Source organism: Streptomyces sp. NPDC051020 (assembly GCF_040683105.1).
Lineage (GTDB): Bacteria > Actinomycetota > Actinomycetes > Streptomycetales > Streptomycetaceae > Streptomyces.
Map to the genome: position 1 here is coordinate 24076 of NZ_JBFBCG010000062.1, position 20458 is coordinate 44533.

A 20458-nucleotide genomic window follows, 5' to 3' on the forward strand; every position below is an offset into this window, starting at 1 on the left:
GGGCCCCGACGGGCTCAGGTATTGCAGTCCAGTACCGTACGGCACAACCCGCACCGCGCCCGCACCCGGCCCCGGACCGGTACCCGGATGCGCTGGTGGCAGGTCGGGCAGGTGAACGAGACCCGCCAACCCCCCGGACCCTCCTCGAACCGGTACGGGACCCCCGGGGTCGCGGCGGCCCCCCCATGGTCCTGGGCGTACCGCCGGTCCTTCGCGTAACGGTGCCGGCCGGCCCAGCCCGCCGCCGCCAGCGGAGGCTGCTGCCCGTCCCGCAGCGCCAACGCCCGCCCCTTCACGTACGCGGCATACGCCTGCGGACTCGTGAACCACGGCGACGGATCCTCGTCGAACACCAACGCCCGCTTGGCCAGCACATACCCGAACTCCTCCGGGGTGAGATAGCCGAGCTTCTGACTGGACGCGGCGTCCTCCCGGAACGCGTCGAGCAGCAGCCAGCCCGCCCCCAGATACGCGGCCGCCGTGTCGGTCAGGATCTCGTTGTCCCGTGTACCGGGGAACTCCAGACCCAGCCGGTGCAGCAGCACATGCATCACCTCGTGCGACAGCGCGGCACCGATGTCCCTGCGATGAGTGCGGAAGCGGTCGTTGAGTTCGATGAAGTACTCGGGCCCCGCCGCGAGTTCGACACTCCCCGCATGCTCCATCGCCCGGAACCCGACGATCATGCGCGCATCCGGCAGATGCAGATGCCGGACCATCGCCCGAGCCACGCGCTGCGCCCCCAGATGCAGATCGTCCTGGTCGGAGAAGGCCGCTTCGGCGGGCAGCAGGCTCGGGGCGTACCTGCGCACACCGTCGTACGACAGCCTCCGGTACAGCGCGGTGATCGCGGACCGGACGATGTCCAGATGAGGGAAGCCATGCACCACCGGGCCGCCGTCCGTCACGTCCGCACCCCCATCCGTGACGCTCAACCGGCTTCCACTGTAACGGCCTGCCCCGCGGTAGGCAGTGGGCTCCCGTACGAACCCGGCTGCCCCGGGGTGTACAGCGAGGCGCCGGCCTTCGCCGCGACCACCGCCTCCGCGACGGCCACACTCCGACGCCCCGGCCGGCCCCACCGCATCAGCCCTGAGCACCCCCGGGTGTGCCCGTCCGGACGGGCACACCCGGACCCAGCTCCACCCACGGATCCCCGGCGCCCTCCACCTCCAGCACCCACACCTCGTTGACGCCCTCCCGCAGAACCGGACCCGGCACATACAGCGTCCGCTGCGGACCCGCCGACCAGTACCGGCCCAGACAGAAACCGTTCACCCAGACGAACCCGCGCGTCCAGCCCGGCAGTTCGATCCCCGCATGATCCGGAAGACCCGCGCGCCCCGAAACCGCCGACTCGAACGAACCCCGGTACAGCCCGGTACGACCCCCCTCGGCGACAGCCCCGAAGGGCACCGCGTCCACCGCACCCGGCTCCTCGAAAGCGGCCAGCCGCAGCGCCCGCGCCCGCACCCCGTGCAGATACTGCCGCTCGTGCCGGACACCGCCCGTGATGCCCTTCGGCTCAGCCAGCCGCGGCCCGTAATTGACCCGGCCCAGCGACTCCACCCACAGCTCGACCGACGCGGGCCCGGCCACCGGCTCGGCGAGGGTGGCACTCTCGCCGCTCAGCACGCCTTCCCGGACCCCGTTCACATACACCACCGCCCGGTCCCGGAGCCCGGTCACACCCAGCGCATACGGGCGTCGCGAACCCGGAACGGCGACCTCGTACCGCACCAGGCCCCGGTCCACGCCCAGCTCCTCGAACGTCGGCGGAACACCGGACTCCGCCCGTTCCGGGTCGCCCAGCACCTCCAGCACCACGGACAGCGGCGCCCACCCGGTCAGCTCCGCCCGCACCGGAGCCGCAAGCCCGGTCGGCTCCGGCGGCAGCTCCGGGATCGGATCGTCCGCGAACTCCGCCAGGACCTTCCGGAACAGCCAGAACTTCTCCGTCGGCCGCCCGTACTCGTCGATCGGCGCATCGTAGTCGTACGACGTCACCGTCGGCTGAAAATCCTGGTCCTGCACCGGACCCGAGCGGTTCGCCCCCGCCCAGCCCGCAAAATTCGTTCCCCCGTGCGCCATGTAGATATTCACCGATGCCCCGCACTCCAGAATCTCCCGCAGCGCCTGTGCGGCCTCCGCCGGATCCCGGACCATCGGCGCGGCACCCCAGTGCTCGAACCAGCCGCACCAGAACTCCATACACATCAGCGGACCCTTCGGCTGATGCCGGCGCAGCACCTCGAACGCCTCACGCGCCCCCGAGCCGAAATTCGCCGTCGCCAGCACCCCCGGCACGGAACCACCTGTCAGCATGTGGTCCTCCGGCCCGTCCGACGTGAACAGCGGCACGCTCACCCTGTGCCCGCGCAGCACCTCCGCCAGCCGCCCCAGATAGACCTGATCGGTGCCGTAGCTCCCGTACTCGTTCTCCACCTGAACCATGACCACCGGGCCACCACGGTCGATCTGCCGCTCCACCACCTGCGGCAACAACGCGGCGAACCACCGCTCGACCGCCTCCAGATACCCGGCGTCACGCGTCCGCACCCGCCGCCCGAACCGGCCCGTCACCCACGCGGGCAACCCGCCGTTCTCCCACTCAGCACAGATGTACGGACCCGGACGCACGATCGCCCACAGTCCCGCCCGGTGCGCCGCATCCAGGAACCGGCCGAGCGCCGCCACATCCCGGAACACCCCGGGCTCCGGCTCGTGCAGATTCCACGGAACGTACGTCTCCACACAGTTCAGGCCCATCGCCCGCAGCATCGAAAGCCGGTGATCCCACTGCGCCTCGTGCACCCGGAAATAGTGCAGCGCCCCCGACAGCAGGCGTACCGGCCTCCCGTCGAGCCGGAAGTGGTCGTCCCCCACGGTGAAATCAGCCATCGTGCTCGTACTCTCCTGTTGCGCCGGTCCCACCCCCGGGCCCGCACACCCCGGGGCCGCACAACGGCACGCACCACGGAGCGGGCGAACCCGGGAGGAATGTTCCATCCACCTTTGCCCCCTGGCGTACAGCCGGTCCATGGACAAAGATCACTGCTGTTTGGACACAATGCGCAGGTCACCGCCGCCGACCGAGCCGGCGAGCCCGGCGGAGTCGAGCCCGGCCGAGCCGAGCGGAGGAAGGGAAGTCGATGTCGACGTACCACACCTGGATGCGATTCTTCACGCCCAGCCCGCTCCATCACCGCCTCGGCCTCGTCTGCCTGGGCGTCGGCCTGCAACACGGCGCCCTGCCCACCGTCGGCCCCCGCACCCTCGACCACCACGTCGCTGTCGTCATCAACTCCGGCAGCGGCTGGTTCAGCGGCCCCGACGGCCGCCGCATACCCGTCACCGCCCCCAGCCTCATCTGGCTCACCCCCGGCACCCCCCACCACTACGGCGCCGACCCCGGCACCGGCTGGGACGAAGCCTTCGTCGACTTCACCGGCCCCGCCACCACCACCTACACCGAACTCGGCTACATCGAACCCGACCGCCCCCTCGTCCCCCTCGCCGACACCGCAGGACCACGTGCCGCCATCAGCCGCATGGTCCGCGCCGCCAGACGCGGCAACCCCCTCCTCGAAGTCGAGACCAGCGCCGCCGTCCACGAACTCCTCGTCGCCCTGCGCCGCGCCCGCGCCGATGTCAGCCCCGACGGCGACCCCGTCCTCCAGGCCCTCGCCCGCGACGCATTCCAGCCCCTCTCCGTCGCCGAACACGCGGCCCGCCACAGCATGACCCCCGCCGAACTGCGCACCGCCGTACGCCGCGGCGCCGGCTGCAGCCCCAAGGACTACCTCCTCGGTATCCGCCTCGGCCGAGCCAAAGAACTCCTCGCCGCAACCGACCTGCCCGTCGCCGCGGTCGCCCGCCGCGTCGGCTACGACGACCCCGCCTACTTCTCCCGCCTCTTCGCCCGCCGCGTCGGCACCGCCCCCGTCCGCTTCCGCGAACAACAGGGCCGCGCCGTTCCCGGCGGCTGGAGCGACCAGGTCCCCGACCCCGAACACCCGCCGACGATCACCGCATGGACCCCGGGCGTCTAAGCTCGACGACCATGACCAAGAGCGACATCGACGAGTCCGTACGCGCGGAACTGAACCGGCTCCGCGAAAGCATCGACAACATCGACGCTGCTGTTGTCCACATGCTCGCCGAGCGCTTCAAGTGCACCCAGCAGGTCGGGCATCTCAAGGCGAACCACAAACTGCCCCCGGCCGACCCGACGCGCGAAACCGAACAGATCGCCCGCCTGCGCCGCCTCGCCGAGAACGCGAAACTCGACCCCGCCTTCGCAGAGAAGCTCCTGAACTTCATCATCGCCGAAGTGATCCGGCACCATGAGCGGATTGCCGGTGACCCCCCGACCGGCGACGCAGCCTCCGAGCACTGATCCCCGCACCCTGCACCGTACGGCGGGCCGAGCGCGCGCCCCGCGACGCCGCCTCCCGTGTGCCGGTCGGTCTCACCACTTCCGGGCCCCCATCACGCCCTGAGCCGGCGACGTTCACGGAGATCACCCACTCCACGAAGCCCTGACGAACATCAGTCAGGTACGAACACGCAGCGAGGGCCGCGACCTCAAGGCCGCGGCCCTCGCTTCCGTGCCGCTACAGCGAGTGACCGAGGGGGTAGACCTCCCCCGGAGTCACGATTCGGGTTGACCGCTCGCGACTACAGGTTCCGCACCCGGATGTTGCGGAACTCGATCAGGTCGTTGTTGCTGTGGTTCTGCAACCCCACGTACCCGCTGAGGAACTGACGCAGGTCCGTGGGCGGGTCACCCGCCCGGGACGACGACTTGCCGGGCGTGTTGTCGAACTCGTTGATCACCACGCCGTTGCGGATGATCGTGTAGTGCTGCCCGACCGCGCGGATCTCATAGTCGTTCCACTGGCCCTTGGGGGTCACCCCCGCCTTGTCCAGGCCCAGCGGCTTGAAGTTGTACACCGAGCCGGTCTTCTGGACCTCGCCCGTGGTCCCGTCGTAGATCTGGATCTCCTGACCGCAGTAGATCGCGAGCCACTCGGGGGCGGTGCGAGCCGAACCGACTGTCCCGCAACTGCCGGCCGGACGGTCGGCCAGCGGCGTCCGCGGGTCCGGGAACCGGATGAAGACACCGCTGTTGGCGTTGCCGTTACCCGGAGCCATGTCCCGGAACTGGAGCCTGACCGAGAAGTCTCCGAGCTCCTGCTTGGTGTACCACAGCATGCCCAGGCCGCCTGAACCGCGAATGGTGCCGTCGGGCTGGAGGGAGAACTTCCCGGGGCCGGCCTGCCGCCAGTCGGCGAGGCTCGCCGCGGTCCCGTCGAAGAGGGGCTGGTACCCGGCGACCTTGCCGATCTTGCTCTGCGCCGCCGCCTTGCTGATCGCCGCCGACTCGCGGTTGTCGAGGACGTCCGCCTTGCGGAGGTCGTTGACCACGGCGTTGACGTGGCTGACGAACTCGCCGTGGTTCGGCCAGGACGCCTCGTCGTCGATCAGGTCATTGACCGTGCAGTGGCCGCCCGCGCGGTGGTTGGCCACGCCGGTGTCGGTGTCGAGCAGCTTGACGGTCGGACGGGCGTCGGGCGCGGGGCAGCCGGCCTCGGCGTCGAACGTCGCGGTGGCCTTCTCGCCGTCGGCGTAGGTGACCGTCAGCTTCGCGTGGTACGTGCCGTAATCGGCGTAGGTGTGCGTGGGGTTGGCCTCGTGCGACGGCGCGCTGCCGTCACCGAAGTCCCACTCCCAGGCCACACCGCCGACCTTGGCACCGGAGAACGCCACCGTCTTCGGCTTGCTCTGGGTGATGACGCGCGCCCCGGCGTCCTGCGGCTTCGGGGTGGCCGGGCCACCCTGGTAGGTGATGCGGATGAGCTTCTGGTTGGAGTGCAGGCTGAAGAAACCGCCGGCGTAGTCGAGCATGTACAGCGCACCGTCGGGACCGAACTTGGCGTCCATCCAGCTCTGCAGCTGGGTGCCGCCGCTGCCGGGCGCGATGATGCTGCGCAGGTCCTCGCCGAAGGCCGGCGCGCCTTGGTCCTTGACGTGGTCCGGGTCCAGGGTCACCGCGACCCGGTTGTTGGCGTTGGACTCGTCACCGATGAACCACTTGTCCTCCCAGTACGCCGGCCAGGCGACACCGCTCTTGGTGTCCACCTGGGAGCGGTGGTAGGTCGGACCGGACATGATGGCCTGGCCGCCGCCCTTGAGGTACGGCTGGGTGTAGGTGGCCTCGCTGTCGACGTAGCTGGGGACACCACTGCCGTCGGAGCGCTTGGGGAAGACCGGGCCGCCGCCCTGGGGCGAGTACCAGATCATGTTGTCGCGGGCCGGCGGGATGTCCACCAGGCCGGTGTTGCGCGGCGACTCGTTCTTGAGGTGGTCGCAGTCGTACCAGCCGGTGAGGACACTGGCGTCGGTGTTGCTGCGGTCACGGTACGGCTGCCGGTTGCCCATGCAGTACGGCCAGCCCTGGTTGCCCGCGGAGGTGATGACCGTGGCCGTCTCGTACTTGGCCGGGCCCAGTTCGGGGTTCGACGCTCCCGCGTCCGGCCCGACCCAGCCTGCGTTCAGCCAGTTGTGCACCGGGTCGACGGAGAGCCGTGCGATGTTGCGGACACCCATCACATAGATCTCCGGGCGGGTCTTGGCCGTGCCCGGCGCGAAGAGGTTGCCCTTGGGGACGGTGTAAGTGCCGTCGGCCTCGGGGTGGATACGGATGATCTTGCCGTTGAGGTCGTTGGTGTTGCCGGAGGTGCGGCGGGCGTCCTGGAAGGAGACACCCTTGTAGTCCTGGGTCCAGTTGTTCCCGGAGTAGCCGCTGGAGCCGCCGGAGGAGTTGCTGTCGCCGGAGCCGATGTAGAGGTTGCCGTCCTTGTCGAAGGAAATGCCGCCGCCGGCGTGGCAGCAGCTGTGGATCTGGGTGTCCCAGTGCAGCAGGTCCTTGCGGGTGCCCTGGTCGATGGACTCGGACGCGAAGTCGTAGGTCAGCCGGGAGACCGTCCGCTGGCCGATCCGCTTGTCGCGGTCGATCGACTCGTGCGGCATCCAGTAGATGTAGATCCACCCGTTCTTCTCGAACTTCGGGTCGAGGGTGATGCCGACCAGGCCTTCCTCGTTCTTGACCAGCTCGTCACCGCTGCCCCGGTTGCCCATCACATCGAGTGTGGTGAGCAGCTTGACCTTCTTGGTCCTGGGGTCCCACTGGTGGATGGTGCCGCAGCCCAGGCCGACCTTGGGGTTGTTCCAGTCGGCGATCGGGCCGGACGGGCAGGCGGCCTTGCCGATGTAGAAGGCCTTGCCGTCGGGGCCCATGGTGAGACCGTGCGGCTCACCGATCTGGTCGAGCTGCCCCGCCTGGTTCTGTTCGGTCAGCCGCTCGGTCTTGTAGTTGGACGCGATGGTCGCCTGGCAGTCGCCGCGGACCATGCCGGTGGTCCACTGGATGGCGCCGAGGAGGTGGCTCTGGAACTTCGTATCGGTGGTGTAGCTCTCCTCGGTGCGACCCATCCCGGTGTAGAAGGACCGACCGCCGTCGTAGTCGCGGCACCACGAGATCGGGTGGAACGGGCCATTGGCGCTGATTCCCGGCTTGTACTTCCACTCCTCGACCTGGGCGACGGTGTGGACCTTGCCGACCGGGCTGGGGTCCCAGTTGATCCACTGGTCGGAGCGGGTCCAGTTGAGTGGCAGGCCCTTGTTGGCCGGGTGCTGGCGGTCCGTCACGTCGACAACGGCCTGCTGGACCTTGGAATCCTGCGAAGGCGTCGGGTTGGCGTTGAAGAGCCGCAGCTCGGCCAGCTGAGTCAGCGGTTCACCGCTGTTCGCTGTGATCTCCAGCCGGTAGTGCTGGTAGGCCTGCTTGTTGGTGAACTGGAACTGCCTGGTCTGGAACCGTGACGGGAAGGTCTCGCCGGTCCGGGTGTCCAGGGTCGTCCAGTTCTCGCCGTCCTGCGAGCCCTGCAGCTTCCAGTCCTTCGGGTCCCGTCCCGGATAGTCGTTGGCGGAGGTCAGCGCGTAGTTGACCACCGCGGCCGGCTTGTCCAGCTTCATGGTGACCCAGCCGGTCGGCGTACGGGCCAGCCACTTGGTGTCATTCTTGCCGTCGAACAGCTTGTCCTTGGTCTCGTTCGGCGGGTTGTCCCCGTTGGCCGCGCTCTCGACGACCTTCTCGGGGTCCGGGAGGCCCAGGGCCGGGCGGGTGCCGATCAGCCCGGTGAACCAGGAGGAGTCGGACTGGGCCCGGGCGGCGTCGTGGACGCCGACGAAGCCGCCTCCGTTGTTGATGTACGACTGGAACGCGGCTTCCTGCTCGGCGTTGAGCTTCACGCCGTCGGCCGACAGGAACACCACCCCTCGATACTTGGCGAGGTCGGCGGTGTTGAACACGCTTGCGTCCTCGGACTCGACGACCTTGAACCCGTTCTTCTCACCGAGGTTCTCGATCGCCGCCGCGGCCTTCTTGACCGGGTCGTCCTGCTTGGCGGCCGGTCCGTGGAAGACCAGGAGGTTCACCGGGGCGTCGGTGGCGGCGCCCTGGTCCTCGCTGACGCTTTCGACGGGCGGCTGCGCCTGTGCCTGCACGGAAGGCAGCGCGGACAGCCCCACCGTCAGTGCTGCGCTGGACAGTAGAACGACCGCGCGGCGCCAGGGCCACGCGTGACGAGAGGTCCGCGCAGGACGCGACGGCGGCGAACCGCGTCGTTTCGACTGGGCGAACCGGTCTCTCTTGCCCATGTGTGCTCCTTGACTCGATCCGGAAACGGAAGAGTGATCAGGGGATGGAGCGAGGGCTGCCGCAGGGCCCCGCCCGGCATGCGCCGGGCGCGACGGCTTCCGGCGGGCGGTCACGCTGCCCGGGAAGGACGGGGTGCCGGAGCAGGGAGGTCAGGTTCGCCTCCGATCCTGACGGACGATGACCGACCGGCGGCAGGCTGGTACACACGCCCGTCAGGCGTCAGGCAGGCCTGACGGGCGTGGCTTCGGGGGGGGGGGGGGAGCCCGTGTCAGGGCCCCGCCGTTGCCTTCTAGGGCGTGTTTCGAAAGTAACGTCGTCCGCCCGTAGGGCGGGCCAGACGTCGCCCGGCAGACGGGACTTTCGAAAGACGCCCTAGTGGTGGGGCATGCCGCCGGGGACCGTGCCGTCGGCCTCGGTCACGAGGAAGATCCCGGCCATGCCCATGTCCGCGTGGCTCTGGACGTGACAGTGGTACATCCAGGCACCTGCGCCGACCCGGGCACCCGCGATCACCTGGAACCCGAAGGAGTCCGCGGGGCCGACGGTCTTGGTGTCGATGACCCGGCTCACGTCCTGCGGACCCTGCAGGATCCCGGTGCGGTTGTCCACCCAGCGGTGGCCGTGCACATGGAAGGTGTGGAAGAAATCCCCGTGGGTGATGACGATGAACTCCACCCGCTCGCCGCGGACGGCCGTGAAGGTGGGGGCGTCGTGGTGGGCCTTGTTGTTGATCGTCATGTCGTTGAACACGACCGTGAACTGCTTGTCGGGCAGCACGTCGCCCTTGCGGCGCACGATCACGGGGCCGTACAGGCCCTTCTTGAGGCCGCCCGTGCCGTGTTCGGTCCCCACGTTGTGATCGTGATAGTGCCAGTAGCCGGCGCTGCCGGCCTCCCACGTCCCGTCGTGGTTCGGTCCCGGGGCGTGGGTGCGCCAGACGTAGGTCCGCCGGCCGCCCGGCTCGACGACGCTGTCGTTCATCTTGGTGCCGTCGCTGGCGACGTCGTAGTCCACGCCGTGCACGTGCAGACTCGCGGCGACGCTCAGGTTGTTGACGACCTCGATGTGCATCGTGTCGCCCTCGGTCAGCTCGATGAGCGGGCCGGGAATCGACGCCTGACCGGGCTCCAGGCCGTAGCCCATCTGCCCGTTCGGCAGGTTCTCCATGTACAGCGTCAGCTCGCGGACGGTGCCCTTGTCGCTTCCTTTGCCGCTTCCTTCACCGGGCTTGTCCTTCGGGGTGGCGGCGGTGGCGCCGAGCACCGTGGGCACGACCGCTGCGGCGGCCGCGCCGGTGGCGAACGCTCGCCGGGAGAAGAGGCGTCTGGTGCCTGCGCCTGAGTCGGTCATCGCTCTCCAATCCTCGAAACGCGCGCATGCCTGAAAGCGTTTCGTGGTCGTGGTGTGAGCCGCCGCCGACGGCAGCTGTCCCGTCACGGCGGTACGCGGTGGTGCGCCGGGCGTTCGGCCCCGCGAGGCAGGCGGGGCGATGGTCGGACCGGACTCCGGTGGAGACGGTCCGACGTGGCCGGACCCCGGTGGAAGCAGTCCGGCTTGGCTCGATGTGCCGGCTACGGCCGGGATCGGATCGGCTGGGCGAACGGATTCGCCTCGGGACCTGGACACCGTAGCGGGCACGTCTCCAGTTTTTCCAGACTCAGGTCAAAGTTGGTTGGATTCTCGTCATAGGTCTTGGCGGATAGTCAAAAGACCCGCTAACTTCCCATCGTTGCCGCATGGTAAAGAGGTTGCGTGAACCCCGCCCTCGGGTTCGCGGTGCCAGCGGCCTCGCAGCGACAGGGGCGGATGCCGCCTGTGCGTGAGTGACGGCGGCCCCCGCCGTCGTCGCGCGCGGGCGATCAACCGCAACGCGGCACTCGCCCCGTTCCGTCCAGGGCGCCGGTCCGGTGAGCGGAGTACTCGCGTCTCGAACGCGCTCAACCCGGCGGCTGATTGTCCACCCGGCGGGACCGCGAGTCCTGCGCGGTGCCGCACAAGCGAATTCCCGAAAGGTGCAGCGGTGTTCAGAAGACTGCTCCATGCCCAGACGGATCCGCCCCCCTCAAGATCCGCGCTACGTGACCGATTCAGCGAGCACCCGGTGCTGATGGCGCTGATGGCCGTTGTCTTCACGGCTTTCGCATTGGCCGTTCCGGCCGCGTACGCGGCGGCGAATCGCGCGGAGGAGACCGCAGCGACCCAGGTGCTCACCTGGACGGCCGGCGACGATTACATGAAGTACACGTCAGCCCCCACCACCGCGGTGGCGGGCAAGGCGACCATTGTGTTCGAGAGCAGCGCGGCGACCGGCAATACGACGGGGTTGACGCACACCCTGACGTTCGACGTCTCGAACCCCGACTACAACAGCGACGTCAGCCTCAACATCCTGGCGAGCCCCTTCGACTCCGAGGGAGGCAAGCACACGGCCGAAGTCACCCTCACGCCTGGCGTCTACCGCTACTTCTGCGCGATGCCGGGCCACCAGATGATGACGGGTGAGCTCGTCGTCACTGCCGCGCCCGGCGACGACACCACTGCACCGGACACGTCAGCGACGGTGTCGGGGACGAAGGACTCCGCCGGCAACTACGTCGGCAGCGCGACCGTGACGCTTACCGCCTCCGACGCGGAATCGGGTGTGGCCGGAGTCGAGTACTCGCTCGACGGTGCGGCATACCGGAGCTACACAGCGCCGGTTGACGTGAACGGCGTGGGCCGGCATGCGCTGAGCTACCGGGCGACCGACAAGGCAGGTAATACCTCGACGGTGAAGTCGGTCGAGTTCACCGTGGTGGCGGCCGAGCCGCCGAAGGACACCACGCCGCCCGACACCTCTGCGACGGTGTCGGGGACGAAGGATTCCGCTGGGAACTATGTTTCGAGCGCGACCGTCACAGTGACCGCGTCTGATGTCGAGTCCGGTGTGGCGGGAATCGAGTACTCGCTCGACGGTGCGGCATACCGGAGCTACACAGCGCCGGTTGACGTGGACGGCGTGGGCCGGCATGCGCTGAGCTACCGGGCGACCGACAAGGCAGGTAATACCTCGACGGTGAAGTCGGTCGAGTTCACCGTGGTGGCGGCCGAGCCGCCGAAGGACACCACGCCGCCCGACACCTCTGCGACGGTGTCGGGGACGAAGGACGCTGCCGGGAACTATGTTTCGAGCGCGACCGTCACAGTGACCGCGTCTGATGTCGAGTCCGGTGTGGCGGGAATCGAGTACTCGCTCGACGGTGCGGCATACCGGAGCTACACAGCGCCGGTTGACGTGAACGGCGTGGGCCGGCATGCGCTGAGCTACCGGGCGACCGACAAGGCAGGCAATACCTCGACGGTGAAGTCGGTCGAGTTCACCGTGGTGGCGGCCGAGCCGCCGAAGGACACCACGCCGCCCGACACCTCTGCGACGGTGTCAGGGACGAAGGACGCTGCCGGGAACTATGTATCGAGCGCGACCGTGACGCTGACCGCCTCCGACGCGGAATCGGGCGTGGCCGGAATCGAGTACTCGCTCGACGGTGCGGCATACCGGGGCTACACAGCGCCAGTTGCGGTGAACGGCGTGGGCCGGCATGCGCTGAGCTACCGGGCGACCGACAAGGCAGGCAACACCTCGACGGCGAAATCGGTCGACTTCACCGTGGTAGCGGCTCCGCCCGAGGACAGGACGCCGCCGCAGGTGTCGGCCTCCGTCTCCGGCACGAAGAACGACTCCGGTGACTACGTCGGCAGTGCGACGGTGACGGTGACGGCTTCGGACACGGGGTCGGGTGTGGCCGGGATCGAGTACTCCCTCGACGGCGGCCCCTACCTGCAGTACTCCGCACCGGTGGTGATCGACAGAACCGGGAGCCACACCTTGCTCTACCGGGCCACCGACAAGGCCGGCAACACGGCCACGCCGCAGTCGCTGTCCCTCGCCATCGTCGACAGTAAGCCGCCGGCCGACTGTCCTGAAAGGGACGACCGCTCCACCGTGTTCACCGGCTCGATCAACACCGGTGTCCCGAACCGCGTCACGACCAACGCATGCACGGTCAACGAGCTGATCGAGGATCACCGGGCCTGGAAGAACCACGGCGCATTCGTCTCCCACGTCGGGGAGATCGTCACGACGCTCCGGAAGGAGGGAGTCCTCGACCAGCGGGAGGCCGCCCTGATCAAGAAGGCGGCCGGCCAGTCCGACGTCGGCATGCCGAACCACAGTCTCGCCGGTCGCTGAGTCACGGCCGGGCGGTGACGCGGCCTGAGCCGTGTGCCTCGGCCGGCTGCGGCAGCGGCCCGCCGAGCGAACCGGACAGCGCACCAAAACCGATGGGGTGGAGAGTTGGACGGCTCCACCCCATCGGGCCTGGCCGCCTCTGCAAGAGCCTGGGCGGCAACGAGACTGTGCTGCTTCGAACCGGCCTTGTCCATCTGCTGATGAAAGTCCTGTGACGCGGGGCACAAGCTTCTTTTGCCGTCGACGGCACGGTGCTACGGTCCGGTGGAAGTCGCGCCCCCAGGCATCGGGCATGCGAACGGCTCTGACCACGACGGGGGCGGCGTGAGGAGTACGACGGTTCGACCGTCCAATATGCATCAGGCCCGGCTGCTCCGCCTCCTGCGCGACCTCGGCCCGCAGTCCCGGGTCGCCCTGGGGGACCTGGTCGAGCTGTCGCGCTCCAAGCTCGCGTTCGAGATCGACCGGCTGCTGGAAACCGGTCTGGTCGTCCCGGACGGCCTCGCCGCCTCCCGCGGCGGCCGCCGCTCGCACAACGTCCGGGTCGCCCCATCGCTGCGGTTCCTCGGCGTGGACATCGGCGCCACCTCCGTGGATGTCGCGGTCACCAACGCCGAGTTGGAGGTCCTCGGTCACGTGGCCGAGCCGCTGGACGTGCGTGAAGGCCCGGTCGTGGTCTTCGAGCGGGTGCTGGCATTGGTCCGCAAGCTGCGCGAGGCGACGTCGGCGGAACACTTCGACGGTGCCGGGATCGGCGTGCCGGGACCCGTCCGGTTCCCGGAGGGTGTCCCCGTCGCGCCGCCGATCATGCCCGGGTGGAACGGCTTCCCCGTCCGCGAGGCGATGAGCCAGGAACTCGGTTGCCCCGTCCTCGTCGACAACGACGTGAACCTGATGGCCCTGGGCGAGCAGCAGGCCGGCGTCGCTCGGTCCGTGCGTGACTTCTTGTGCGTGAAGCTCGGGACCGGCATCGGCTGCGGCATCGTCGTCGGCGGCGAGGTCCACCGCGGCATGACCGGCAGTGCCGGCGACATCGGCCACATCCAGGTGGACCCGGACGGGCCGCGGTGCGCCTGCGGCAACACCGGTTGTCTGGAGGCCTACTTCGGCGGGAACGCCCTCGTACGCGACGCGACCGCGTTCGCCCAGTCCGGCCGCTCGACGGAGCTGGCCGGACGGCTCGCATCGGCCGGGAGACTGACCCCCGAGGACGTGTCGGCCGCCGCGGGCGCCGGGGACGCCGCGGCCCTGGATCTGATCCGCTGGGGAGGCAACCGTACCGGTCAGGTCATCGCCGGCCTGGTCAGCTTCTTCAACCCCGGCCTGGTGGTCATCGGAGGAGGGCTCACCGGACTGGGCCATAACCTCCTGGCGAGCATCCGCACCCAGGTCTACCGTCAGTCGCTGCCGTTGGCGACCGGCAACCTGCCGATCGTGCTCGGCGAACTCGGCCAGGTCGCCGGCGTCGTCGGCGCCGCCCGGCTGATCAGCAACCACGTCTTCTCACCGGCCTGACGCTTCGATACGCGGCCGGAGCCCGTGGTGAGGCGTGCCCCGCGACGTACCGCACCTTGGAAGTGGGCCGACCGGAGCGCTACCGAATCCTGCGTTCCGCCCCGGCTCACACCTGGTCGCGCAGAACGAAATTCTGGATCTTTCCGGTGGAGGTCTTGGGCAGCCGCCTCGTGGAACCGCCCGACCGCGCCGCCGGCCCCGCCCCGCGCACGCACCCCGCGCACACGCACCATCTCAGCCCTGCGAGAACTCACCTGTGCACCCCCCACCCCATGCGGCAGAGTGGATCCATGTCCGTACTGACGCGCGACGAAGCGCAGACCCGAGCCCAGTTCCTCGACGTGGACAAGTACACGATCGACCTCGACCTGACCACGGGAGAAGACACCTTCGACTCCCGCACCGTCATCCAATTCACCGCACTCGCGGCCGGAGACACCTTCGTCGAGCTCAAGCCAGCCACCCTGCGCTCCATCACTCTCGACGGACAGCCCCTCGACCCCGCCGACCTCACCGAGAACCGGTTCCCCCTCACCGCACTCACCCCCGGCGCACACGAACTCCGCATCGACGCCGCCATGCGCTACTCCCGCACCGGCGAAGGCATGCACCGCTTCACCGACCCCACCGACGGCGAAACCTACGTCTACACCCAGCTCTTCATGGAAGACGTCCAACGCGTCTTCGCCGCATTCGACCAGCCCGACCTCAAATCTGTCTTCGCCCTCACCGTCACCGCCCCCGAAAACTGCACCGTCCTCGGCAACGGCATCGCCGAACACACCGGCGACGGCCGGTGGACCATCGCCCCCACCCCACTGATCTCCACCTACCTCGTCGCCGTCGCCGTCGGCCCCTGGCACACCGTCACCACCCAGCACGCCGGACTGCCCTTCGGCATCCACTGCCGCCGCTCCCTCGCCCCCCACCTCGACGCCGACGCCGACGAAATCCTCGACATCACCCGCGCCTGCTTCGACCGCTTCCACGAAAAATTCGACGAGCCCTACCCCTTCGACTCCTACGACCAGGCATTCGTCCCAGAATTCAACGCCGGCGCCATGGAGAACCCCGGACTCGTCACCTTCCGCGACGAATTCATCTACCGCTCTGCCGTCACCGACACCGAACGCCAAGTCCGCGGCATGGTCATCGCCCACGAAATGGCCCACATGTGGTTCGGCGACCTCGTCACCCTCGCCTGGTGGGACGACATCTGGCTCAACGAGTCATTCGCCGAATACATGGGCTACCAGACCCTCGCCGAAGCCACCCGCTTCACCGACACCTGGGTCGACTTCGGCGTCGCCCGCAAGGGCTGGGGATACGACGCCGACCAGCGTCCCACCACCCACCCCGTCGCCCCCGACCCCGCCGCCGTCCCCGACACCGCATCCGCGATGCTCAACTTCGACGGCATCTCCTACGCCAAGGGCGCATCCGCCCTCCGCCAGCTCGTCACCTGGCTCGGCGAAAAAGATTTCCTCGCCGGCATCAACACCCACTTCGCCCGCCACAAATTCGGCAACGCCACCCTCGCCGACTTCATCGACAACCTCGCCTCCGCCACCGACCGCGACGTCCACGCCTGGGCCGACCAATGGCTCCGCACCACCGGCGTCGACACCCTCACCGCCCACGTCGAAGAAACCGACACCACCTGGTCCCTCACCGTCGACCACCACGGCACCCGCCCCCACCGCATCGCCGTCGGCGCCTACGACCACACCCCCGACACCCAGCCGGGCCCCGACCAACTCGTCCTCCGGGACCGCTTCGAACTCGACATCCCCCAGGACGGCACCCCCACCACCCACCCCGGCCACCGCCCCGCCCTCCTCGTCCTCAACGACGGCGACCTCACCTACGCCAAGATCCGCCCCGACACCACCTCCTGGAACACTGTCGTACGCAGCCTCTCCGGCATCCCCGACCCCCTCACCCGCGCCGTCATCTGGAACAGCGCCCGCGACATGGTCCGCGACGGCGAACTCGACCCCATCACCTACCTCGAAACCGCCCGCACCCACCTCCCGTACGAAACCGACCTCGCCCTCCTCCAAGGCGTCCTGACCTTCGCCGGCACCCAGATCGCCGCACGCTACGTCACCCCCGAAAACCGCCCCGCAGCCCTCGCCACCCTCACCGCCCTCTGCCGCGACCTCATCCGCCGCACAGAAGACGGCACCAACCCCGGCCTCCGCCTCACCGCCGTACGCCACCTCATCGACGCCGCCACCCAACCCGACACCATCCAGACCTGGCTCACCGACGGCACCGTCCACGGCGGACCCGAACTCGACCCCGAACTCCGCTGGCGCATCCTCACCCGCCTCGCCACCCTCGGCGCCACCGACGAAACCACCATCGCCACCGAACTCGAGAGCGACCCCAGCGCCACTGGACAGGAAGGCGCTGCCCGCTGCCGCGCCGCCCTCCCCACCCCCGAAGCCAAAGCCGCCGCCTGGGACACCCTGTTCAACGACGACACCCTCTCCAACTACCTCTTCATCGCCACCGCACAAGGCTTCTGGCAAGCCGAACAAACCGACCTCACCAGCGACTACGTCCCCCGCTACTACCCCGACGCCACCCGACTCGCCACCCGCCGAGGCCCCGCCATCGCCGAAGCCGCCGGCCGCCACGCCTTCCCTGCCTACGCCATCACCGCCGACAACCTCCACCTCGGCGAACAAGCACTGAACGGCAACACCCTCACCCCCGCCCTCCGCCGCAAGCTCGCCGACCAGATCGACGACCTCCGCCGCGCCCTCGCCGTACGCAACGCCCACTGACCCCACAAACCCGCACCACCCCCACAACCACACACCGCACCACCCGTGCCCGGCCCACCCCTACCAAGGGGAAGCCGGGCACACCCATACCACCACCGCCCCCACCACCACCCCCACCACCACCACCCGTCCCTCTTTCGAGTTCAGATCACCGAGCTCACCGGCCACGCCACCAGAAACCCGGACAAGCTGACACGTCCACCCACGCGCACCCGAAGGACCCCACCACCATGCCCACCCCACCCCTCGCCGGAGGCACCACCGGCCCTGACGCCCTACGCCCCCTCCTCGACACCGTCCTCACCGCACTCCACGACGGAGCCCAACAACGCCACGGCCCCCTACCCGCCGGCGGACCCCAAACCGTCACCGACCACATACACCACACCACCCACCCCCTCATCCCCGACCACGGCACCGGCCCCCACCACGCCCTCCGCACCCTCATCACCGCACTCACCCAAGGCGCCGCAGACCCCGCACACCCCCACTGCACCGCCCACCTCCACACCCCACCCCTCGCCCTCGCCGCAGCCGCCGACCTCGCCGCCTCCGCCCTCAACCCCTCCATGGACTCCTGGGACCAAGCACCCGCAGCCTCAACCCTCGAAACCGACACCACCACCGCACTCGCCGCCGAGATCTACCCCCACCAACCCCACCCCGACGCCCTCATCACCACCGGCGGCACCGAAGCCAACCAACTCGCCCTCCTCCTCGCCCGCGAACGCCACGGCCCCGTACAAACCCTCACCGGCGCCAACGCCCACCACAGCATCACCCGCGCCGCCTGGCTCCTCGGCCTCCCCGAACCCCACACCATCCCCGCCCCCACCGGCGTCATGGACCTCACCGCACTCGAAGAAGCCCTCACCCACCACCCCGGCCCGCTCCTCGTCACCGCCACCGCAGGCACCACCGACACCGGCCAGATCGACCCCCTCGACGACATCGCCGACCTCTGCACCACCCACGGCGCCGAACTCCACATCGACGCCGCCTACGGCGGACCACTCCTCTTCAGCCCCACCCACCGCACCAAAATCCACGGCCTCGACCGCGCCCACAGCGTCACCCTCGACCTCCACAAACTCGGCTGGCAACCCGCATCAGCCGGCATCCTCGCCGTCCCCGACCACCACCACCTCCACCCCCTCCACCACCACGCCCCCTACCTCAACGCCCACGACGACACCCAAGCCGGCCTCCCCGACCTCCTCGGCCGCTCACTGCGCACCACCCGCCGACCCGACGCACTCAAAATCGCCGTCACCCTCCAAGCCCTCGGCCGCACCGGACTCGCCGACCTCATCGATCACACCATCAACACCGCCCACCAACTCGCCGACCTCATCACCCACAACCCCACCCTCGACCTCTACCAACCACCCACCATCACCACCGTCCTCTTCCGCCCCACCAACGCCACCGACCACACCGTCGCCACCGTCCGCCGCACCCTCCTCACCACCGGCCAAGCCGTCCTCGGCCGCGCCCACGCCGACAACCGCCTCTGGCTCAAAGTCACCCTCCTCAACCCCCACACCACCCGCCACGACCTCCAAACCCTCCTCGACCTCATCACCCACCTCACCCACACACTCCAGAAAGGCAACCCACCCCGATGACCGACCGACCCACCCCCGACCCCGGCCAGCCATACGACCTCGTCGGCATCGGCATCGGCCCCTTCAACCTCTCCCTCGCCGCCCTCGCCCACGGCATCCACCCACTCGCCGCGACCTTCTACGAACAACGCCCCGCCTTCCACTGGCACCCCGGACTCCTCATCGACGGCTCCAGCCTCCAAGTCCCCTTCCTCGCCGACCTCGTCACCCTCGCCGACCCCGCAAGCCCCTGGACCTTCCTCAACTACCTACGCAGCCGCGACCGCCTCTTCCCCTTCTACTTCGCCGAGCGCTTCCACATCCAACGCGCCGAATACGACGCCTACTGCCGCTGGGTCACCGACCAACTCCCCGGACTCCACTTCAGCCACCAAGTCGACGCCATCCGCTGGAACCCCGAACGCACCCTCTACGAAGTCGACTTCACCCAACTCGACACCCACGGCGAAGTCGAAGCCCTCGGCCGCGCCTACACCCGCCACATCGCCCTCGGCATCGGCACCGAACCCTTCATCCCCGAACCCCTCAAACCCCTCGCCCAAGCCGAATCCATCCCCGTCATCCACTCCGCCGACTACCTCCACCACCGCGAACAACTCCTCCAGGCCGAACACATCACCGTCATCGGCTCCGGCCAATCAGGCGCCGAAATCTTCCTCGACCTCCTCCGCGCCCGCCCCGCCGGACACGAAAAACTCCACTGGCTCGCCCGCACCAGCGCCTTCGCCCCCATGGAGTACTCGAAACTCGGCCTCGAACACTTCACCCCCGACTACAGCCGCTACTTCCACGCACTCCCCGAATCCGTGCGAGACGAACTCGTCCCCCACCAATGGCAACTCCACAAAGGCATCGACGCCGACACCATCGCCGCCATCCACGACGAGCTCTACCGACGCACCCTCCACGGAGGCTGGCCCGACACCACCCTCACCCCCGGCGTCCACGTACGCACCGCAGGCCGCCTCGCCAACACCCGCGTCGAACTCCACCTCGAACACACCCAACAGAACACCCGCACCCGCCTCACCACCGACGCCGTCATCCTCGCCACCGGCTACCGCGAACGCCCCCTCGACCGCCTCCTCACCGGCCTCACCCCACACATCCGCCGCGACGCCGCCGGACGACCCCGCATCGACAACCAGTTCCGCCTCGAACTGGACCCCACCGTCACCGGCAACATCTACGTACAGAACGCCGAACGCCACACCCACGGCGTCGGCGCCCCCGACCTCGGACTCGCCGCCTGGCGCAGCGCCACCATCCTCAACAACCTCACCCGGACCAACGCCTACCCCCTCCCAGAACGCACCGCCTTCACCACCTTCGGCCTCACCCCCCAGAACACCCCCCACATCCCCCACCAGCACCCCGCCCTCATCCCCCTCGCCCAAGGCAACTGACCCCCACACCCACAACAGAAGGCGGCCGCCCCCTCAAAGAGGAGACGGCCGCCCTTAGACCGACCCGCACATGGGGGGCGGCGTCGCGGGGCTGGGTGCGCACATCTGCGGCGTTGTCGTCAGTCAACAACTCCCCCATAGCCCGAAAGGCATGGGAGGGG

11 protein-coding genes and 3 pseudogenes are annotated in these 20458 nt (G+C 68.9%); 7 read left to right on the top strand and 7 right to left on the bottom strand.

Annotated features, from left to right (window positions below; translation table 11 throughout):
- Positions 1-14 precede the first annotated feature (14 nt).
- Positions 15-935 (bottom strand): hypothetical protein, encoded by a 921-nt coding sequence (locus AB0N06_RS27970; protein WP_366137453.1) that lies wholly within the window; start codon positions 933-935, stop codon positions 15-17.
- A gap of 151 nt (positions 936-1086) precedes the next feature.
- Positions 1087-2901, bottom strand: a complete 1815-nt coding sequence (locus AB0N06_RS27975; RefSeq protein ID WP_366137455.1) for a beta-galactosidase family protein — start codon at positions 2899-2901, stop codon at positions 1087-1089.
- A gap of 251 nt (positions 2902-3152) precedes the next feature.
- On the opposite strand from AB0N06_RS27975, the gene AB0N06_RS27980 reads away from it, so the two are divergent.
- Together AB0N06_RS27980 and AB0N06_RS27985 are read left to right on the top strand one after the other, a co-directional pair.
- Positions 3153-4052 carry an AraC family transcriptional regulator gene (locus AB0N06_RS27980; protein WP_366137456.1) on the top strand — a complete coding sequence of 300 codons (900 nt, stop codon included), beginning with the start codon at positions 3153-3155 and terminating at the stop codon, positions 4050-4052.
- A gap of 11 nt (positions 4053-4063) precedes the next feature.
- Positions 4064-4399, top strand: a complete 336-nt coding sequence (locus AB0N06_RS27985; RefSeq protein WP_366137457.1) for a chorismate mutase — start codon at positions 4064-4066, stop codon at positions 4397-4399.
- A 281-nt stretch (positions 4400-4680) separates the two neighbouring features.
- Here the strand turns inward: AB0N06_RS27985 and AB0N06_RS27990 are convergent, their stop codons facing one another.
- The 5 genes and pseudogenes from AB0N06_RS27990 to AB0N06_RS28010 all read right to left on the bottom strand — a co-directional run bounded on the left by AB0N06_RS27990 (position 4681) and on the right by AB0N06_RS28010 (position 10075).
- Positions 4681-5532 carry a DUF1080 domain-containing protein gene (locus AB0N06_RS27990; RefSeq protein WP_366137465.1) on the bottom strand — a complete coding sequence of 284 codons (852 nt, stop codon included), beginning with the start codon at positions 5530-5532 and terminating at the stop codon, positions 4681-4683.
- Positions 5533-5613: 81 nt separating this feature from the next.
- Positions 5614-5814: pseudogene (locus AB0N06_RS27995) on the bottom strand (PKD domain-containing protein); the annotation flags it as partial.
- 9 nt (positions 5815-5823) lie between these two features.
- Positions 5824-7740, bottom strand: a pseudogene (locus AB0N06_RS28000) (ThuA domain-containing protein); the annotation flags it as partial.
- Positions 7741-7779: 39 nt separating this feature from the next.
- Positions 7780-8724, bottom strand: a pseudogene (locus tag AB0N06_RS28005) (ThuA domain-containing protein); the annotation flags it as partial.
- A 373-nt stretch (positions 8725-9097) separates the two neighbouring features.
- Positions 9098-10075: a multicopper oxidase domain-containing protein gene (locus AB0N06_RS28010; RefSeq protein ID WP_366137458.1), complete on the bottom strand. Its 978-nt coding sequence runs from the start codon at positions 10073-10075 to the stop codon at positions 9098-9100.
- A 766-nt stretch (positions 10076-10841) separates the two neighbouring features.
- Here AB0N06_RS28010 and AB0N06_RS28015 point away from each other — a divergent pair.
- The 5 genes from AB0N06_RS28015 to AB0N06_RS28035 all read left to right on the top strand — a co-directional run bounded on the left by AB0N06_RS28015 (position 10842) and on the right by AB0N06_RS28035 (position 20297).
- On the top strand, positions 10842-12953 hold the full coding sequence (locus AB0N06_RS28015; RefSeq protein WP_366137466.1) for an Ig-like domain repeat protein: 2112 nt from the start codon (positions 10842-10844) through the stop codon (positions 12951-12953).
- Between the two features lie 354 nt (positions 12954-13307).
- Positions 13308-14468, top strand: coding sequence for an ROK family protein (locus AB0N06_RS28020; RefSeq protein WP_366137459.1), 1161 nt, complete (start codon positions 13308-13310; stop codon positions 14466-14468).
- A gap of 290 nt (positions 14469-14758) precedes the next feature.
- Complete coding sequence (gene pepN / locus AB0N06_RS28025) at positions 14759-17263, top strand: aminopeptidase N (protein WP_366137460.1); 2505 nt, start codon at positions 14759-14761, stop codon at positions 17261-17263.
- 230 nt (positions 17264-17493) lie between these two features.
- Positions 17494-18891 (top strand): aminotransferase class V-fold PLP-dependent enzyme, encoded by a 1398-nt coding sequence (locus AB0N06_RS28030; protein WP_366137461.1) that lies wholly within the window; start codon positions 17494-17496, stop codon positions 18889-18891.
- Positions 18888-20297, top strand: coding sequence for a SidA/IucD/PvdA family monooxygenase (locus AB0N06_RS28035; RefSeq protein WP_366137462.1), 1410 nt, complete (start codon positions 18888-18890; stop codon positions 20295-20297). The genes AB0N06_RS28030 and AB0N06_RS28035 overlap by 4 nt, the downstream gene beginning before the upstream one ends.
- The last annotated feature ends 161 nt before the right edge of the window (positions 20298-20458 follow it).

Bases quoted from the DNA above. Each gene is read 5' to 3' on its own strand.
- AB0N06_RS27975 (WP_366137455.1), bottom strand. From the start codon at position 2,901: ATGGCTGATTTCACCGTGGGGGACGACCACTTCCGGCTCGACGGGAGG.
- AB0N06_RS27980 (WP_366137456.1), top strand. From the start codon at position 3,153: ATGTCGACGTACCACACCTGGATGCGATTCTTCACGCCCAGCCCGCTC.
- AB0N06_RS27985 (WP_366137457.1), top strand. From the start codon at position 4,064: ATGACCAAGAGCGACATCGACGAGTCCGTACGCGCGGAACTGAACCGG.
- AB0N06_RS28010 (WP_366137458.1), bottom strand. From the start codon at position 10,075: ATGACCGACTCAGGCGCAGGCACCAGACGCCTCTTCTCCCGGCGAGCG.
- AB0N06_RS28015 (WP_366137466.1), top strand. From the start codon at position 10,842: ATGGCCGTTGTCTTCACGGCTTTCGCATTGGCCGTTCCGGCCGCGTAC.
- AB0N06_RS28020 (WP_366137459.1), top strand. From the start codon at position 13,308: ATGCATCAGGCCCGGCTGCTCCGCCTCCTGCGCGACCTCGGCCCGCAG.
- pepN (WP_366137460.1), top strand. From the start codon at position 14,759: ATGTCCGTACTGACGCGCGACGAAGCGCAGACCCGAGCCCAGTTCCTC.
- AB0N06_RS28030 (WP_366137461.1), top strand. From the start codon at position 17,494: ATGCCCACCCCACCCCTCGCCGGAGGCACCACCGGCCCTGACGCCCTA.
- AB0N06_RS28035 (WP_366137462.1), top strand. From the start codon at position 18,888: ATGACCGACCGACCCACCCCCGACCCCGGCCAGCCATACGACCTCGTC.